Source organism: Niallia sp. Marseille-Q9988, from assembly GCF_976954375.1.
In genome coordinates this window covers 201,354-218,344 of sequence record NZ_CDRJSZ010000009.1, presented here as the reverse complement: position 1 = coordinate 218,344, position 16,991 = coordinate 201,354, and the positions used below count along the sequence as shown (strand labels likewise).

The window sequence follows — 16,991 nt, the reverse complement described above, 5'->3', positions numbered from 1 at the left end:
TTTTTAATACTTAATTTTTTCCAGCTACCGCGCTTTCGCTTGGTGGCCTTTTTGTCTAGTTGGGGGACTCGTCCCCCAACTAGACAAAAAGGATATTTATTCTCCCACAAACATTTTACTCATACTCACTTCAAAATGTAAAATACTGGAGAGAACATCCGGCAAGATTTGCTTTATGGTACTTTAATCCTAGCGGAGCTTGTCCTCCAACATGGTATGACCAACCTTTTACCGGGCAATTTAAACAACACTGTTTTTATGAACCAAAGGCAGGAACATGTGAAAGTGTATATATAGGATGAGAACTTATGAATAAGCTAAAAACATGCATGGCTTAATTTTGCATCTTTTTAGCTTTTTTTATTGGAATATATGACTAAACACATATTGGTAGTTGCAAAAAATTTTCTGTAGATTGGGCGGTCCTTAATACAGCGAATAAGCTTCACAAAATACAGGAAAACATACAATACTTTAGAGATTTATTAAATATAAGGTGGTTATGTTTGAATGTCTAATCATGAAGTTTATCCTGCTATAAACGCTAATCAACAATTAGAGAGACAATTTCTGAATTTCCTTATTCCATCTCCTCCAGGACCTGGATTTGGAGGAGCTCCAGCTTTTCCTGGTATTCCAGGACCTGGATTTCAGCCTTCCCAAGCTCCAACGGCTCCTCCTCCACCATTTACTCCTCAACAAGCCGTTGCTTCACCGTTTGCTATTGATCCAGGTGCAATTAGCTTATGTATGTTTCGTAATACCTTTATTTGGCTAAGTAATGGTCAAGGATTTTGGGTTTATCCTATTATAATAGGTCCTAGATCTGTCGCTGGCTTCAGATGGAATGGAAGATTTTGGGTTATATTTGGTATTGACACAAGAAGAATTGTTTCGTTTACATGTTTCTAAATAACATTTTTTAGGTGATGCTTGAAAGAAGTATCACCTTATTTTTATTTAGGATTTATTTTTCATTAAATAAAATAGAATGAATATAGCAAAAATTAATGGAAGAATTTACTTCATTTAAATCTAAAACTGCAATTTGCCACTCAATATGCAATTACCATTACATTTTTAAGAGGTAAAGAGAATACCTTAGATTTATACCCACCAGAAGAAAAAAAGTGTGAATGGAGGAGCAAATGATACAAATAGCAGGAACAACCTTTCAACCTCAAGATAATTGGCCATTGGAGCACATGGAAAAAGCTATCTTGCAGTATATGCATGATGATCATAACATCTTTTCTTATCCTTCTTTAGAGGAGTTGCAGTTCGAAATTAGAATGCGCAAAAATATCATTAATGGAGCAAAAGAAATGAATGAAACTGAGGCTCAGTTTACAATTTTCGAGCAAGCACGGTGCAATCCTGCTTATTGGCAATTAACGATAGCTGGTGGGTTTTTGCTGAGATCAGATGTGCAACCATCTGATGCCATTATGGATATTTATAAGAACAGTTCGCTATATGCGTTTGAATGCGCAACTGCTTCTGTCATAGTTTATTACTATGCTACATTACAGACTATCGGTAAAAATTTATTCAATGCTTATTTTCAAAATCTTTATCTTTACAGTTGGCATGTGGATACTGACCTCGGTCTAGTTACGTTTCATTCAAGTAGTTTTTTACCTGGTGACATTGTTTACTTTGAAAATCCAGACTTTGATTTAACAACACCTTGGTTTAGAGGATTAAATGCTATTATGCTTGAAGATGGGAGATTTTTCGGGCATGGCTTTTCCATAAAGACGAATCAAGAAATCACTCAGGTACTTAATAAAAGGAGAATACCGGGAAGTAATCGTTCTGCTGTCCTGACAAGTTTGGTGACAAGACCATCATTTACCAAATTATCAAGATTAGCAAAAGGGCAAACGAGAAGTATTGCTTTCAAACCCCAACTACCCGTTGTGCATCATAATTACAGTTCCATATCCACTCAAAGATATCAGAAATATCTACTACATTTGGGATATCTGTTCAAAGGCTGATTCAGTTTTTCAATTCCGTAAATATCATGTTCATGAATGGGTACATACCCATTTTTTAATAGACGGGCTCCATTTTCATTTTTGAGAGTATCATATAGTGATAACCTAACTATAAGAAAGGATGAATGAAAATGTATGCTAACGTAAATGCATCTCCAACTCAAGGTGCGAATGTTCCACCTCAGCCTAACACGTCGCCTGCTTTTTTTATGAATGCTCCATCTTTCCCTACCTACACAGCACCTGCTTACAGTTATTGTGGGCCAACATATCAAAAGAATGACTTTGTTTTAGTTGTCGTGTTGTTTATTTTATTAATCATTGTGGGAGCTTGTATTTGTTAATAATGTCTCCGTGTTATATTCACAATTTAAGCAGTTTTATCCCTAATAAATTCACATAAAAAATATTAAATTTTTTTGAAACGAACTAGATAGACGATGCTAACAATCGCTAACATCGTCTTTATTTATGTAAATAAACAGGAAATTGACTATAAAAAAAGTTGACACTAAAGAATGAACAAATGTCATTTTAACGATTATACGTTTGGATATAAACGAGTATGCGCCTTCCTTAACAACGGAGGGCTTTTTTCTGTCTACAAGTAACTGCTTTTTAATGTCCTCCGAACATGGTATATTTAAGTCGTTATTGGAGTGTTCTTGTGAATGAATTACTACAAGGAACTTTGGGAAAATCTTTGAATAGTAGGGAAACAAGGATCATTTAAAAATATTTATTGACTATCCCCTTGGGTGTCAGATTAAGCTTATTTTGAGAGGTGATAGTATGTTAATTAATGAAGCAAGGAAATTATCAAATTTGACTAAAAAAGCTATTGAATATTATATAGAACAAAAATTGATATGTCCTAAAATATTGGATAATGGTTACCGTGATTTTAACGAAAATGATCTAATTTGTTTAAGGAAAATTTATGTTTTACGAAAACTGGGGCTTAGCACATTAGAAATTAAGTTAGTCCTTGCCGATAAAACAAATAACACATTACAAAAGATATCCGTACAGAAAGAATTAGCTATACAGAGGGATCAAGAGAAAAAATCTCTTCTGGACCAACTAAGCTTTGATAAAGATTATTCTGATATAAGCAAGGAACTAAGAACATTAGAACAGCATGCAACTGTAACAGAAAAGATATTGGAGGCATTTCCGGACTACTATGGTCGATTTATTTGCATGCATTTTGCACGTTTTTTGAACGAGCCTATCACAACTTCTGTGCAGCAGTCGGCGTATGAAGAAATAATATCGTTTTTAGATAATGTGCCTACATTACCATTAACAGAGGACTTAAAATTGTTCTTATTAGAAAGTACAAAAGATGTAAAAACAGATAATATTCATGAATTGTTGGAAAGAACAAAACAATCTATTGAAAATCCTACTATATTTTTAACAGAAAACAAGGAAGCAATTGAGCGATACTTGGAGTACAAAAAATCCGAGCAATACAAGAATTCTCCCATTTATAAAATTCATCATATATTTAAGGAGTTTAATAAAGCTAGTGGTTATTATGAAGTATTTATTCCCTCAATGAAAAAATTAAGTAATTCTTACGCAGCGTATTGTAAACAGATGGAATTAGCTAACGAAACATTATTGTTACACTATCCAGAATCCAATCAATTAAATAACTAGGCGCTAATCTCCCTTTATGGTTAGAAGTTTGAATTGTTATGAAGAAAATAGAGTAGTTCCACTATTAGGTATTGGGTAGGGAAAGATGCATAGGACATTCCTACTTATTTAAATTATTTAGAGATAAGCTCGTAAATTTAACAGCCTTTTCTTCCAAGATATAATCCTTTAACGAACACCCATTTCATGATACTCTTATTAATTAGAAGATTGATATAGTTAGGAGTATTTTTATGAAATTAGTAACTTGGAATGTTAATGGAATTAGAGCCTGTGTTAAAAAAGGCTTTTTGGATTTTTTTCAGCAAATAGATGCAGATATCTTTTGTCTTCAAGAAACAAAGCTGCAAGAAGGACAAATAAAATTAGAATTAGAAGGCTACCATCAATTTTGGAATTATGCTGAAAGAAAGGGCTATTCAGGAACAGCTGTTTTTACTAAAGAAAAGCCTCTTTCTGTCCAATATGGCATTGGAGAAGACTTTGAAGAATTAGAGGGGAGAGCTATTACTTTAGAGTTCGAAAACTTTTTCCTATTGAATGTATATACACCAAATTCAAAGCGAGATTTAAGCAGATTATCCTATCGAGTAGAATGGGAAAAACAACTAAAGCAATATATTACATCACTAGAAGCAATGAAGCCGGTGATTTATTGTGGCGATTTAAATGTAGCTCACCAAGAAATCGACTTAAAAAACCCGAAGCCTAATATTGGGAATTCCGGCTTTACAACAGAGGAAAGAGGGGAAATGACTAGCTTACTACAATTAGGTTTTGTAGATAGTTTTAGATATTTATACCCTGAACGAACAGATGTGTACACATGGTGGAGCTATATGGCAAAGGTAAGAGAAAAAAATATTGGGTGGAGAATTGACTATTTTATCGTCTCCAATCAATTAATAGACAATATCACTGATGTAAATATCCATTGTGATGTATTGGGAAGCGATCATTGTCCCGTGCAACTTGATATACAAATATAATATAATGAAAGGGCATCATTTTCGCTAACATTCTAAAGAAGAAAAAAATTGTTAGAATGAAAAGCAGATGCCTTTTTTCGCTTTGAGTAAATTTCCTATATCGAAAACTATTTCTTGGTTACAAATGCTTAAGTATTGGATTTATATATCATCTATACATATTTTGAAGGAGGGACTTCTATGAATTTAAAAGGAATTCATCATGTTTCTGCTATGACAGCGAAAGCGAAAGAAAATTATGCCTTTTACACAAAGGTACTAGGATTACGTTTAATAAAGAAAACAGTCAATCAAGATAATCCTTCTGTCTATCATCTATTTTATGGAGACGAACAAGGAAATCCTGGAACAGAGCTCACGTTTTTTGAAATTCCCCATATGGCTCCTAACAGAGAAGGGGTAAGCAGCATTTCAGCAACCTCTTTGCGAGTGCCAAGTGATAAAGCGTTAGATTACTGGGTAAAACGTCTGGATGATTTGGTGTCAACCATGGAGATATAACAGAAAGAGCTGGACGGCTGACATTGGAATTTAGAGACTTTGAGACACAACGATTTTTCCTTGTGTCAGATGAGCATGATCCCTTCGTTAAAGCAGGCAGTCCATGGGATAAAAGCTCAGTTCCAACTGAATTTGCAATCACAGGTCTTGGGCCAGTTCAATTAACGGTACGTCGTTCAGAGGCTACTGTTCGTGTATTAACCGATTTACTTGGCTTTCGCTTAAAAGATACCTATCCATCCACTTTCGAAAATCAGCCATCTATACAAGTATATGAGACAGGCGAGGGGGGGTCTGGCGCGGAAATCCATCTAGAGGAACGGACCGATTTAAAAGTACAGCGACTAGGAAGAGGGGGGGTACATCATGTAGCCTTTCGTGCTGATAATGAGGAAGAACTACACACTTGGATTGAAAAAATAAATGAATCACGGTTCCAAAATTCAGGCTTCGTTGATCGATACTATTTTAAATCCCTTTATTTTAGAGAACCGAACGGAATCTTATTTGAGATTGCTACAGATGGACCTGGATTCGCTACAGATGAAGCTCTAGAACATTTGGGAGAATCACTTGCACTCCCACCATTTTTAGAGACTAAACGTGCAGACATAGAAGCTATATTAGAACCTTTAGATACAAGCAGTAAATAATCACAAAGAAAGGGAAAATATATGCTAAAATAAAGAAAGTATCATTGTTGGAATTGCTAGGGGGAAAAGAAAAATGAAATGTGTATCCATTGATTTAGATGGTACTTTATTAGATGACCATCATCAAATTTCAGAAGCAAATCGAAATGTTATCCAAAAATTAAAGGAGCATCATATTGATGTGATTTTAAATACAGGACGCCAATACGCAGATGTTATTAAAGTAGATGGCGTTAAAGAATTAGAGCTTCCGATTTTTTGCCTAAATGGCAGTATGATGTATGATGAAACGGGAAACCTGCTTTATGAAACACAAATTTCGCTTGAGTTATATCAAACCTTGCTCAAAGCATTACAAAGCCTAGAGGTTGGGGTACTTGTCTATACGAATCAAGGTGGATTTCCAGGGACTTTGCCAATGCTTCGAGGGAAAGCTTGGGATGAGATTCAAGCACTTTTCGATCAACAAGATTATGAAGCGATTCTTCAATTAAAAGATGTTAAAATCTATAAATTAATCGCAGTTGTTGATGAAACACAATTGGATAAAATTGATAAAGTGAAAGAGGCTTTAAAAAAGCATGATACGATTTCTTTCTCATCTTCTTTTCCAAATAACTGTGAAATCACGTCAAGTGAAGCACAAAAGGGAAAAGCGATTAGACGATATGAAAACTTGCGAAATCTTTCCTTTGATGAAGTTTATTCCTTTGGGGATGGCGGTAATGACGTAACTCAATTTGAAGTATCTACAAGATCTTTTGCAATGGAAAATGCTCCAGAAGAGATTAAAAAAAGAGCAAGCGATATTACAAAGAGCAACAACGAGAGTGGCGTAGCATATGCAATTGAAGAGATTCTGAAATTAGTGTAATCGTCATATACTAGATTAATGAAAAGCCAGATTACTTATGGTAACATCTGGCTTTTTCGCTGCGAAAATGGATAAAAAGAATAGGAGTCTGATACATTTTGAAAAAAATTGTGTTTACTGGTGGGGGATCAGCTGGACATGTCACCCCTAATATTGCCATCATTAATGAGTTAAATAAACAAGATTGGGATATTTCCTATATCGGCAGCAAAGCAGGAATCGAAAAAGATTTAATTGAAAAGATTGATATTCTTTATCACTCGATTTCAAGTGGGAAGCTTCGAAGATATCTATCAAAAGAAAATGTCAAAGACATTTTTAAAGTATTAAAAGGCTGTTATGATGCAAGAAAAGTACTGAAAAAAATCAAACCAAATGTCTTATTTTCAAAGGGTGGATTTGTTTCCGTACCTGTTGTCATTGCAGCCCGTCAATTAAAGATACCTGTCATTCTTCATGAAAGTGATTTAACACCAGGATTAGCCAATAAATTATCTGTGCGATTTGCATCGAAAATCTTCACCTCTTTTGAAGAAACATTGCAATATCTTCCTACAGAAAAAAGTAAAGCGATAGGTTCTCCGATTCGAAAAGAGATACTCTCTGGTTCACAAGCGAAAGGAAAGCTATTTCTTGGCTTTACTAGTCAAAAACCGATTCTTACCGTTATGGGCGGGAGCCTCGGTGCAAAAAAAATAAATGAAGTCGTTCGTAATAATTTAGATACTCTATTGCAAACCTATCAAATCGTCCATCTATGTGGCAAAGGCAATCTTTCAGAAGAGCATGAAGGGATAAAAGGTTATAAGCAATTTGAGTATGTGTATGAGGAATTAGCTGATATCTTAGCAGCGACGGAGATAGTCATTACAAGAGGCGGATCGAATTCTATCTTTGAATTTCTAGCATTACGGATACCCATGGTCATTATTCCGTTAACGAAACAGCAAAGTAGAGGCGATCAAATATTAAATGGCAAAGTCTTTACGGAAAATGGTTACTCCTATATGATAGAAGAAGAGTCGTTAACGAAAGACCATTTCCTTCATACCCTTAAAGAAATTCAACGCAACAGGGCGTTAATGATTGAAAAAATGCAACAGAACAAAAGCAAAAATGCGTTAGAGGAAATTATAAAAGAATTAAATCGTTATTAATATAAGCATATGTCAGGCTACAAGTAGAGTTTGCATGTTCAAATCTACCTGTAGCCTTTATTTATGGTCGCTTGATAATTTCTTCAGAAAAAGCCAAAATATATAAATGGGAATCGCTATATTAGCGCAAGGAAAGTAGGTAGAAACAATGCAATCATTTACAGATCTCGGATTGTCTTCATCAACCATCGAAAAACTTAAAAAACAAGGAATAAAACAGCCAACCCCCATTCAAGCAAAGGTCATTCCACCACTCCTAAAAGGAGGAGATTTAATTGCCCAAGCACAAACGGGGACAGGCAAAACATTTGCTTTTGTATTGCCGATATTAGAAAAATTGGATACTGATGCAAAACACATTCAAACACTAATCTTAACACCCACAAGAGAGCTAGCCATTCAAATAACCGATGAAATCATGAAAATGAAACAAGAGGCAATAAAGGTGCTAGCTGTATACGGCGGGCAGGATGTGGACAAGCAATTGAAAGTCTTACAAAAAGATGTATCAATAGTAGTCGCTACACCAGGCAGATTAATTGATCATATCAAACGCGGTACGGTTGATTTAAGTAAAATCTCTTATTTTGTATTAGATGAAGCAGATCAAATGCTTCACATTGGATTTTTAGATGAGATTAGCTATATCATGAGACATATACCTAAGTCGAGACAAACGATGTTATTTTCTGCAACTATTTCAAAGGAAGTAGAAAAGCTTGCGAAAAAATATACGAAAAATGCCGAATATTTTACAGTAGAAGCAAAACAAGGGCCTGCAAAGACGGTTAAGCAAGTAAGCATACATACAACTGATCGTGCAAAACAAGGAACGTTAATGACCTTAGTTAAGGAAGCGAATCCCTATATGGCCGTAATTTTTTGCAGAACAAAGCGTCGTGTGACCAAATTATATGAAGTATTGCTCGCAAATAAATTTAGCTGTGGCCAATTACATGGAGATTTGTCGCAAACAAAAAGAGAGCAAGTAATGAAAGCTTTTCGAGATGGAAAATTCCAATTATTAATTGCTACAGATGTTGCGGCAAGAGGATTGGATATTGATGGTATTACACATGTTTATAATTATGATATTCCACAGGATGCGGAGAGCTATGTGCATCGAATCGGCAGAACGGGTAGAGCAGGAACAGAAGGGTATGCAGTTACCTTTTATTCCTCTGATGATAGAGACCTATTAGACACTATTGAGGAACAATTGGCTATTAAAATAGAAAAAATACAACAGCCTAAAAAGACAGACAAAAATAAAAAAGAGCTGGAAACGAAACCTCAAGTAAAAAAGGACAAAAAGCAAGGTTCTCCTAAAAATAATAGAGAGACATCTCGTCCATCTAGATCTGATAGACAAAGTAATGATAACAAACGAAAACGTTTTTCAGAGAGCAATAAGAACTCAAGTACATTCCAATCACCTGCTAAAAAACGGACAAAACCAAAGAAGCGAGCAGGAAAAAGATAAATTTGTTAGCCAAAATAGGAATATAACATCGAAAGGAGCTCATTCCATTGTTAAAAGCGGAAATGAAAAATCATCTAGAAAAAGCACAAAAAGAAGGAAAAGTTGTTCTTTTTGAAGAAGAATTGAATTATGTTAGAAAAGAAGAACTACTTACAGAGGACAATATAGTTGTAGGAACCACCGCAGAGCGTTTTTCAGATCTATATATGGAGCTTGCGAATAAAGAAACGGACGAAGTCGTACAAGAAAATATCGATGCCATTTTCTTAAAGGAAGAAGTTCAATACTTTGAAAAAAATATAGATGTATATCTCTATGTGGAAACAAAGGCATTCGAGGTTATTGGAGTTGATTCTCTGTCATTAGAAGTAGATTCCGTCTTTAGAACTTATGAAGTATTATGTGGGTTAAAAGCTCCAAAAAAGAAGGAAAAAGAAATCCGTTCATTTATGGAAGAGCATTTAAGCGGAGATGAGACTAATTACCAACTAATGTTTAATGGAAATGACGGCATATGGGATGTTAATTTCTCTTTAGAAAAAGTCAACAGTTTTCACAAAAACATGGAAATTGGCGAAGCATTAAAACTAGCATATGCATTTTTATTTGCATTACAAGGAAGTTTAACTGCTTAAGGTGTAGAAAAAATAGAAATATAATCGTTTTTATAAGTGAGGGAGAGAAATGTCAGAAGAAGCGAATCAAATAGTTCAGATTAATTCTAGTGAATTTTCATGGAATAAGAAGGATGGTGTTTTCCATTTTGATGGAGCGCCAGCACTCTTGTTTTGGGATAATGCATTTAAAATTTTTTTAAGTACGATTATGGAAATCTCCGGACCGGATGCTTCCAATGCTGTCTTTGAAACGACGGGATTCCGCATGGGTCTCCTAGTAAATGACTATTATCAAAATCGTTTTACAATCGAGGAAGTTATCAAGAAATACAGTGAAATTTATTCCAGTGCCGGCTGGGGAAATGTTACAATTACCTCCTTTAATAAAGAAGCGAAAACTGTTAAAGTGCAGTTGAAAAACACATGGGAACATCGGATATTTCAATCTCTGAATCCTAACCAATCTGCTGTTTTATTACCTAGTCATTGGGCAGGTGTTTTCAGTGGTCTATTTCAAGAGAATATGTGGTATGAGTTAACAAAAACACAATCAAGTGGAGCGGATTATGATGAAATGAATATATTCGTATCATCTAATACACCACACCATAATGTCCATGAAATAGCGAGAGGAAAAGAAGCAAATTACATAAATGAATTAGAAGAAATGGTAGAGAAGCGCACGAAAGAATTGTCTACTTTAATTAGACATCTTTCGACACCAGTAATGCCTGTTATGCAAGGAATAATAGCAATTCCCCTAATTGGTAAATTTAATGATGAGCGTTTTGAAGATTTACTGCAAAAAGGATTAAAAGAATTCTCCGAGCGCCGTGCAAGCTTCCTGTTGCTTGATTTAACTGGAATTAGTGAATTTGATTCCTTTATCATTTTTCGACTTCAGGGCTTAGTGAAAGCAATCGAATTAATCGGAGGAGAATGTGTTCTCGTTGGTATTAATCCTTCATTAAGCATGCAAATAATTAATTCTGGTGTGGATATAAAACATATTCAAACATTTGCGACATTGGAGCAAGGCATCCAATATGCGATAGAAGCACTTGGTTATCGAATTGAGAAACAAGTGATGCATAAAGAGTAATCTATGGGTACCTTCAGTTAAATACGGGTTTACAACGCTAAGCCTGTTTTTAACAACGTTAAGAATACTTTAGTGCTCTTAAAGAATCTAAGGATACTATTTTCTCCAAATTAAAGTGGTATCCACCTCGTAAATTAATATGTTCCCACCTAACGGTAACAATTTCTCAAGTTTACTATTTTCTATGATTTCTATAAAACTTATAACCAAAATATATAAAGGGAAATAATACAAGAAGTATTACTATTGGTGTTGGTAAAATGGGCATACTCTCTTTCCTCCTTTTTTGATAATATTTCTTTAACAGTTATAATAAATCTTTTTTTGAATAAATCTTTATGGATACAATCAAAGAGATACAAAGAATAGCAATAACAGCCACAATCAGTATCAAACATTTAGCTAACATAGACATTGCAGATAGTTCAATAAAATCGAGTCTGATATCTACGTTTGATAGTGCCGGCAAGATAAATGGTGTTGCTACAATAACAATTGAGAAGAAATACTTTGTTCTTTCATAACCTAATTTATACTGTATGGGTGTATATACGCCAAATAATATTGTCGAAATCAGCAGAGCAGTAAGTGTGCTTAACAGGGTAAGATATTCAACTTTAGGCACGAACAGTGCTAATACGGTATATGCTACATAGCAGTAGGTAAAAATCAAAAGAAGAAAAGCATATCTTGCCTTTATGAGCATGCTGCGAGAATATGGCGTACCACAAAGTAACGCGGTAGCTTTAGGGTATTTCATTTCTGCAATCGATACATACTGATAGAGCATAAATTCTGTAAAAATCACTGAAATTAGAAAGGTGTTAAAACCTAAAAATTCAGGATTGCGAGCCATAATAAATAGTGGGAAAGCAATTACTACAAGCAACATAAATAGTAAGTATTTCTTGACAAGGAGAATATCCTTTTTAACGAGATGTAATAACATTATTTTTTGTCTCCTTTTCTATGTATCCAAGCATAATATCTTCAATTGTAGCTCTTTCAATCAGAATGTCGTGCATGTTTGTTTGAACCTTCGACAATTGATTGGTGATACCCGAAAAACCAAATTCTGTTTCTTGAATATTCAAGAACAAGTTTCTGGTTTCATCAGTCAAATCCTTTATATCGCCTTTTACCAAACGGTGAGTGTCAATCAGAATATCCTTTTCTTCTTCAAATAAAATCCTACCATTGTTGATGAGAATTAACATATCTGCAACTTTATCTAAATCAGAAGTGATATGCGTCGAAAAGAAAACCCCTTTACCTCCTTGTTTCATATAATCTTTCAAGATTTCCATAAGCTGACTTCGGATTAAGGGGTCTAATCCACTTGTAGGTTCATCCATTATCAGTAAGTCCGCCTGATGGGAAAGTGCTAAAGTCAATGAATATTTCATACGCATCCCCTTTGATAAGGTGGCAATCTTTTGGCGTGGGTTTAAGGAAAAGCGTTCCATAAAGGTTTTGTAATCTTGTTCACTCCATCTTGAATATGCAGGGGATATAATGCTTGTCATTTCTGCCATTGACAATTCATCATAAAAGCCTCCATCATCCAAAACAATCCCAATACGATCCTTTAATTCCTGTTCATATTTGTTCATATCCTTTCCAAAGAATTTAATAGTACCTGATGCTCTTGTTACAAGTCCAAGTATTGTCCGTATTGTAGTTGTTTTCCCTGCTCCATTGATACCAATAAACCCTGTAATGCAATCCTCCTCTAAAGTAAAACTAACATCAGAAAGAGAAAAATCTCCATAAGATTTATTTAGCCCTGTTACTTCTAAAATGCTACTCACTGTCCATCCTCCTCATATAGAATATTCATCATTTCATTTAACTCTTCTTTAGTAATTCTCAATGTCTTTGCGGTTTGAATTAACTCAAGCATTACTTGCTCAACAAGATGACGTTTAGAGTCTCGAATCAGCTCAAGATTGCCGGTAGAGACAAAAGTACCAATTCCCACTTGACTTGTAATAAACCTTTCTTCTTCTAATTCATCGTAAACGCGACGAATAGTAAGAACACTTACCTTCAAGTCATGGGCAAAATTTCGAATAGATGGGAGAGGATCACCCTCACCAATCTCTCCTTTGAAAATAGCATCTTTTATTTGGTCTTTGATTTGCTGGTGAATAACGCTCTTAATTTTTTGTTTCTAGGGATAATTTCATCAGTTGTTTTCTGTTTACGACAATAACGAATACAGCCATATATAAGGAGGGCTGCAACCTACTTGATCCACGTTTTGTAATACGAACCATAGTAGATTAAAATTTACCGGATTCAAACACCTCAGGATCCACTCCAGCTAATGGGACAAATTTTTGATTGGTTAAACCAATCTATCTCTCCAATTTCTGAAATAATCGTTTCAGCGATTTTTCACCGATACCAGGGATAGATTAGATTGATAATCTTATATTCTTCAATACAAAGAGCAACTATCTCTGCCTCCAACTCTGATAGATGCTCTTTATATTATAGAAGCATATTAAAATAAAGGGTGAAGATGCTGATGGCAGCCAATCATTAAATGGACCTATTGAAAGTAGAGGAGAATGGGTAACGATTGAAGTTATGAAAGTGCGTCTTAATTCTTGTGGATCGAGTGGATTATGAAGTAGCCGATCAGGATTTAAGTTACAGTATGGTCAGCATGTCAAGTATTCCCCATTGTAAAGTAGTGATTAAAAATGTTAAGCGAAGGACATAATTTTATTTTTACTCCACCCAATTATAGTGATGATTTTAGGAAATTGAATAATTAAGACCAGGCTTTAACGAAGCAACGAAAAAAATCTGTAACCACCAAGTAGAAATGAACACTTTCTTACCAAAAATGCTGAATAAGACTGAACACTATTTTCCAGTAATGACGAGAACTTTATTTAGAGAGAAGAGCAGGAGAGCCTAATTTGGCTGAGCCAGATATCTTGGTGCATCCGGCTTCATGGCTCATCAACTTATCCGCAGAGGCTGTATGTAAAGTGACAATGTACACGTTCTAATTTCCAGCAAAGTGTTAACTTCAATGCAACAAAAAGTGTTCAAAGTTAACTGACGATTACAAAAGCCCAATTTCTCAAATATAAATGTTGAGAAATTGGGCTTTAATATGAGAATTCCCTTAACGTTGTAAATCTGCAATTCTTGACTATGGCTTTTTTTATAATATTTTCCATTCATCTGGAAAAAATAAGAAGGAAGCGATAAAGGAGAGGATACTATGCCTGAATTACCAGAAATGGAAAACTACAAAATCCTATTAAGTGAATTGATTGTCAACCGCCCGATTACTGCTATTGCCATAAATCGTGAAAAATCAATAAATATTCCGATTCCTGCCTTCTTAAATCAAATGCAAAATGCATCCATCATTCGAATCGAAAGACGTGCAAAACATTTACTTTTTCATTTATCCAATCAAAAAATCTTGTTGCTTCATTTAATGCTTGGTGGATGGATGTTTTACGGAAAAGAAGAAGAGAAGCCCAAACGAACGATTCAAATCCAATTTTCATTTGGAGAAAAACATCTATATTTTATCGGATTACGCTTAGGGTATCTTCATTTGCTTACCCTAGAAGAATGTAAAGAAAAACTGAAAGAGCTTGGACCTGAGCCATTTAATTCTACATTTACGGAGGAGCTCTTTATAAGAACTATAAACACGAAGAGAGGAAATTTAAAGCTTAAATTAGTTGATCAACATTTTATTGCTGGGATTGGCAATTGTTATTCAGATGAAATTTGTTATGAGGCACAGCTTTTGCCAACAAGAAAACTAGAAGACTTAAAGGAGCCTGAAATGAAAAATCTTTTTCGCTCCATAAAGAACACACTGACACTAGCAACCAATATAGGGGGATATATGGAACATCCACTCTATTTAGGTGATACTAAAACAGGGAGCTACAATGATATTTGCAAAGTATATGATAGAGAAGGAGAAGCATGTCCACGCTGCCAGAATAAAATAAAGAAAATTAAAATCTCTTCTAAAAAAAGTTTTTATTGTCCAGGATGTCAGTTTTAACTATTTTTCCGCATATATTAGGAGTAATTTTCAAAAAACTGGACAGACTATTCCTTTAGTCCACTTAACACCCAACTTATCCATGGTGGAAAGCATCATATAATAAGGAGTGAGAAAATGGCTTTTTTGAAAAAGGGAATATTACAAATTTTGATATTCTCCATTTTCCTATCTGGCAGCACACCAAATGCTTTTTCTCCAATGGCTTTAGCAGCAGAAACACATAAAAAAGCAACGATATCCACTGCACTTGAATCTCTCTTACAATCAGAACCTGATCTGAAAGGAAGTCTTGCAGGAATTAGCATACGCGATCAAGAATCTGGCAACATCCTTTATGAACATATGAGTGATTTACGATTAACACCAGCCTCCAATATGAAGTTATTGACATCCGCCGTTGCCTTAAAAGTATTGGGGGAGGACTATCAATTTATTACGGAAATCTATGGAGATGGTAGAGTGGTAAATGGGCATTTGAAAGGAAATTTGTACATAAAGGGGAATGGAGATACGAGTCTACTAGCAACTGATTTAGAAAAAATGGCAAAAGAACTGAAGCAAAAAGGAATCCGTTACATTGATGGTAACATCATTGGTGATGATTCTTGGTATGATGACACGCCATATTCCGTTGATTTAGCATGGAGTGATGAATCAACCTATTATGGAGCGCCGATTTCTGCTTTAACCTTATCACCAAATAAAGAATATGACGCTGGGACCGTATTACTGGAAATAAAGCCTGGAAAAAATATTGGCGAGCCTGTCGTAATCAACAGTATTCCTAGAACATCGGAAATAAAAATAAAAAATATGGTGAAAACAGGGGATAAAGAGTCTGAGACTAGCTTGAAAGTGGAGAGAAAACATAATAGTAAAGTGGTCACTGTTACTGGGAGACTACCTATTACTACTTCTCTAAAAAAAGAGTGGGTTTCAGTAGATAATCCTACGAAGTATACATTAGACGTATTCCAGCAAGCATTAAAGAAAGAAGGAATACAATGGAATGGGGCAGTCCAAAAAGGAAAAACTCCACAAATAGCCTCCCTTATTACCACGCATGCTTCGATTCCTCTCTCTGAATTACTCATTCCTTTTATGAAATTGAGTAATAATACGATTGCAGAAACATTAATCAAAGAAATGGGGGTTGTTAAGAAAGGAGAAGGAAATTTTGAAAAAGGATTAGCGGTTTTAAAAGAGGAATTAATTGCTTTTCAACTGGACCCAAACAAGATGCTTATTCGCGATGGATCTGGTATATCTCCTATAGACTATATTTCGGCTAATGATTTGAGTCTATTTTTATACGAAGTTCAAGCAGAACCTTGGTTTGCAACATTCAGTCAAGCATTACCTGTTTCAGGTATGGAGGAACGATTGGTAGGAGGTACGCTTAGAAATAGATTAAACGGAGAAAACACCAAAGGGAAGGTTATAGCAAAAACAGGAACACTCACCTCTGTCAGCACAATATCTGGATATATGGAAAGTACAAACGGAAAAAAATACATCTTTTCCATCTTACTAAATCATCTCGTGGATGAAGAAAAAGGAAAAGAAATAGAAGATCGTATTATTGAGACATTGGCAGAATATTGATTTGTCACTCTAGACGATATTTTTGATTCTTTTTGTAAAAAGGATTAGAAATATCGTCTTTTTCCTATTTGACTTTAAGAGGAAAGTCTATCTCTAAGTATTTCATTTCTCCCTTCCAATTATTTAGATAAGTGCCATATTTATACTATAGTTTGAAGAATATCACACAGGGATATGAGTATTAATTGACATTTTATTCAGAATATTAATAATGATAATTGACATATTTTACCTCATATTATACTCTATCTGTATATTATATTATTCATTCAAAATATAGGA

General features: G+C 34.8%; 15 protein-coding genes and 3 pseudogenes. 14 read left to right on the top strand and 4 right to left on the bottom strand.

Annotated features, from left to right (window positions below; all coding sequences use genetic code 11):
* Positions 1-131: 131 nt before the first annotated feature.
* The 12 genes and pseudogenes from ACWNMZ_RS17690 to ACWNMZ_RS17635 form a co-directional block, all read left to right on the top strand.
* Positions 132-302: pseudogene (locus ACWNMZ_RS17690) on the top strand (cell wall hydrolase); the annotation flags it as partial.
* A 208-nt stretch (positions 303-510) separates the two neighbouring features.
* Positions 511-912 (top strand): collagen-like protein, encoded by a 402-nt coding sequence (locus ACWNMZ_RS17685; protein WP_235252415.1) that lies wholly within the window; start codon positions 511-513, stop codon positions 910-912.
* 236 nt (positions 913-1,148) lie between these two features.
* Complete coding sequence (locus ACWNMZ_RS17680; protein WP_035416681.1) at positions 1,149-2,003, top strand: protein-glutamine gamma-glutamyltransferase; 855 nt, start codon at positions 1,149-1,151, stop codon at positions 2,001-2,003.
* Positions 2,004-2,134: 131 nt separating this feature from the next.
* A complete protein-coding gene (locus tag ACWNMZ_RS17675) occupies positions 2,135-2,347 on the top strand; it encodes a YjcZ family sporulation protein (RefSeq protein ID WP_031539391.1) in 213 nt (70 codons plus the stop codon).
* 448 nt (positions 2,348-2,795) lie between these two features.
* Positions 2,796-3,671 carry a MerR family transcriptional regulator gene (locus ACWNMZ_RS17670; RefSeq protein ID WP_251628281.1) on the top strand — a complete coding sequence of 292 codons (876 nt, stop codon included), beginning with the start codon at positions 2,796-2,798 and terminating at the stop codon, positions 3,669-3,671.
* A 233-nt stretch (positions 3,672-3,904) separates the two neighbouring features.
* The gene (locus ACWNMZ_RS17665) at positions 3,905-4,660 is read left to right on the top strand and encodes an exodeoxyribonuclease III (protein WP_031539388.1); all 756 of its coding nucleotides are present in this window, start codon (positions 3,905-3,907) and stop codon (positions 4,658-4,660) included.
* A gap of 180 nt (positions 4,661-4,840) precedes the next feature.
* A pseudogene (locus ACWNMZ_RS17660) lies at positions 4,841-5,814 on the top strand (ring-cleaving dioxygenase).
* Between the two features lie 73 nt (positions 5,815-5,887).
* The gene (locus ACWNMZ_RS17655) at positions 5,888-6,688 is read left to right on the top strand and encodes a Cof-type HAD-IIB family hydrolase (RefSeq protein WP_031539386.1); all 801 of its coding nucleotides are present in this window, start codon (positions 5,888-5,890) and stop codon (positions 6,686-6,688) included.
* A 98-nt stretch (positions 6,689-6,786) separates the two neighbouring features.
* Entirely contained in the window at positions 6,787-7,845 is a 1,059-nt protein-coding gene (locus tag ACWNMZ_RS17650) for an undecaprenyldiphospho-muramoylpentapeptide beta-N-acetylglucosaminyltransferase (RefSeq protein WP_251628280.1), read from the top strand.
* Between the two features lie 148 nt (positions 7,846-7,993).
* Complete coding sequence (locus tag ACWNMZ_RS17645) at positions 7,994-9,328, top strand: DEAD/DEAH box helicase (RefSeq protein WP_031539384.1); 1,335 nt, start codon at positions 7,994-7,996, stop codon at positions 9,326-9,328.
* A gap of 47 nt (positions 9,329-9,375) precedes the next feature.
* Positions 9,376-9,963: a branched-chain amino acid aminotransferase gene (locus ACWNMZ_RS17640; protein WP_349205011.1), complete on the top strand. Its 588-nt coding sequence runs from the start codon at positions 9,376-9,378 to the stop codon at positions 9,961-9,963.
* 49 nt (positions 9,964-10,012) lie between these two features.
* The gene (locus ACWNMZ_RS17635; protein WP_251628277.1) at positions 10,013-11,047 is read left to right on the top strand and encodes an STAS domain-containing protein; all 1,035 of its coding nucleotides are present in this window, start codon (positions 10,013-10,015) and stop codon (positions 11,045-11,047) included.
* A gap of 307 nt (positions 11,048-11,354) precedes the next feature.
* Here ACWNMZ_RS17635 and ACWNMZ_RS17630 read toward each other — a convergent pair whose 3' ends face one another.
* The 4 genes and pseudogenes from ACWNMZ_RS17630 to ACWNMZ_RS17615 all read right to left on the bottom strand — a co-directional run.
* Positions 11,355-11,996 (bottom strand): ABC-2 transporter permease, encoded by a 642-nt coding sequence (locus tag ACWNMZ_RS17630; protein WP_031539382.1) that lies wholly within the window; start codon positions 11,994-11,996, stop codon positions 11,355-11,357.
* Positions 11,977-12,858, bottom strand: coding sequence for an ABC transporter ATP-binding protein (locus tag ACWNMZ_RS17625; RefSeq protein ID WP_031539381.1), 882 nt, complete (start codon positions 12,856-12,858; stop codon positions 11,977-11,979). The genes ACWNMZ_RS17630 and ACWNMZ_RS17625 overlap by 20 nt, the downstream gene beginning before the upstream one ends.
* A complete protein-coding gene (locus ACWNMZ_RS17620) occupies positions 12,855-13,211 on the bottom strand; it encodes a GntR family transcriptional regulator (protein WP_031539380.1) in 357 nt (118 codons plus the stop codon). The genes ACWNMZ_RS17625 and ACWNMZ_RS17620 overlap by 4 nt, the downstream gene beginning before the upstream one ends.
* A pseudogene (locus tag ACWNMZ_RS17615) lies at positions 13,181-13,567 on the bottom strand (transposase); the annotation flags it as partial. The pseudogene ACWNMZ_RS17615 and the gene ACWNMZ_RS17620, both read right to left, overlap by 31 nt.
* Positions 13,568-14,291: 724 nt before the next feature.
* On the opposite strand from ACWNMZ_RS17615, the gene ACWNMZ_RS17610 reads away from it, so the two are divergent.
* Together ACWNMZ_RS17610 and dacB are read left to right on the top strand one after the other, a co-directional pair.
* Positions 14,292-15,101: an Fpg/Nei family DNA glycosylase gene (locus tag ACWNMZ_RS17610; protein ID WP_235252420.1), complete on the top strand. Its 810-nt coding sequence runs from the start codon at positions 14,292-14,294 to the stop codon at positions 15,099-15,101.
* A 117-nt stretch (positions 15,102-15,218) separates the two neighbouring features.
* The gene (gene dacB / locus ACWNMZ_RS17605) at positions 15,219-16,709 is read left to right on the top strand and encodes a D-alanyl-D-alanine carboxypeptidase/D-alanyl-D-alanine endopeptidase (RefSeq protein ID WP_251628275.1); all 1,491 of its coding nucleotides are present in this window, start codon (positions 15,219-15,221) and stop codon (positions 16,707-16,709) included.
* Positions 16,710-16,991 lie beyond the last annotated feature (282 nt).

What these genes read in the sequence shown, in the direction of transcription:
- ACWNMZ_RS17685 (WP_235252415.1), top strand. Translation starts at nt 511, where the DNA reads ATGTCTAATCATGAAGTTTATCCTGCTATAAACGCTAATCAACAATTA.
- ACWNMZ_RS17680 (WP_035416681.1), top strand. Translation starts at nt 1,149, where the DNA reads ATGATACAAATAGCAGGAACAACCTTTCAACCTCAAGATAATTGGCCA.
- ACWNMZ_RS17675 (WP_031539391.1), top strand. Translation starts at nt 2,135, where the DNA reads ATGTATGCTAACGTAAATGCATCTCCAACTCAAGGTGCGAATGTTCCA.
- ACWNMZ_RS17670 (WP_251628281.1), top strand. Translation starts at nt 2,796, where the DNA reads ATGTTAATTAATGAAGCAAGGAAATTATCAAATTTGACTAAAAAAGCT.
- ACWNMZ_RS17665 (WP_031539388.1), top strand. Translation starts at nt 3,905, where the DNA reads ATGAAATTAGTAACTTGGAATGTTAATGGAATTAGAGCCTGTGTTAAA.
- ACWNMZ_RS17655 (WP_031539386.1), top strand. Translation starts at nt 5,888, where the DNA reads ATGAAATGTGTATCCATTGATTTAGATGGTACTTTATTAGATGACCAT.
- ACWNMZ_RS17645 (WP_031539384.1), top strand. Translation starts at nt 7,994, where the DNA reads ATGCAATCATTTACAGATCTCGGATTGTCTTCATCAACCATCGAAAAA.
- ACWNMZ_RS17635 (WP_251628277.1), top strand. Translation starts at nt 10,013, where the DNA reads ATGTCAGAAGAAGCGAATCAAATAGTTCAGATTAATTCTAGTGAATTT.
- ACWNMZ_RS17630 (WP_031539382.1), bottom strand. Translation starts at nt 11,996, where the DNA reads ATGTTATTACATCTCGTTAAAAAGGATATTCTCCTTGTCAAGAAATAC.
- ACWNMZ_RS17610 (WP_235252420.1), top strand. Translation starts at nt 14,292, where the DNA reads ATGCCTGAATTACCAGAAATGGAAAACTACAAAATCCTATTAAGTGAA.
- dacB (WP_251628275.1), top strand. Translation starts at nt 15,219, where the DNA reads ATGGCTTTTTTGAAAAAGGGAATATTACAAATTTTGATATTCTCCATT.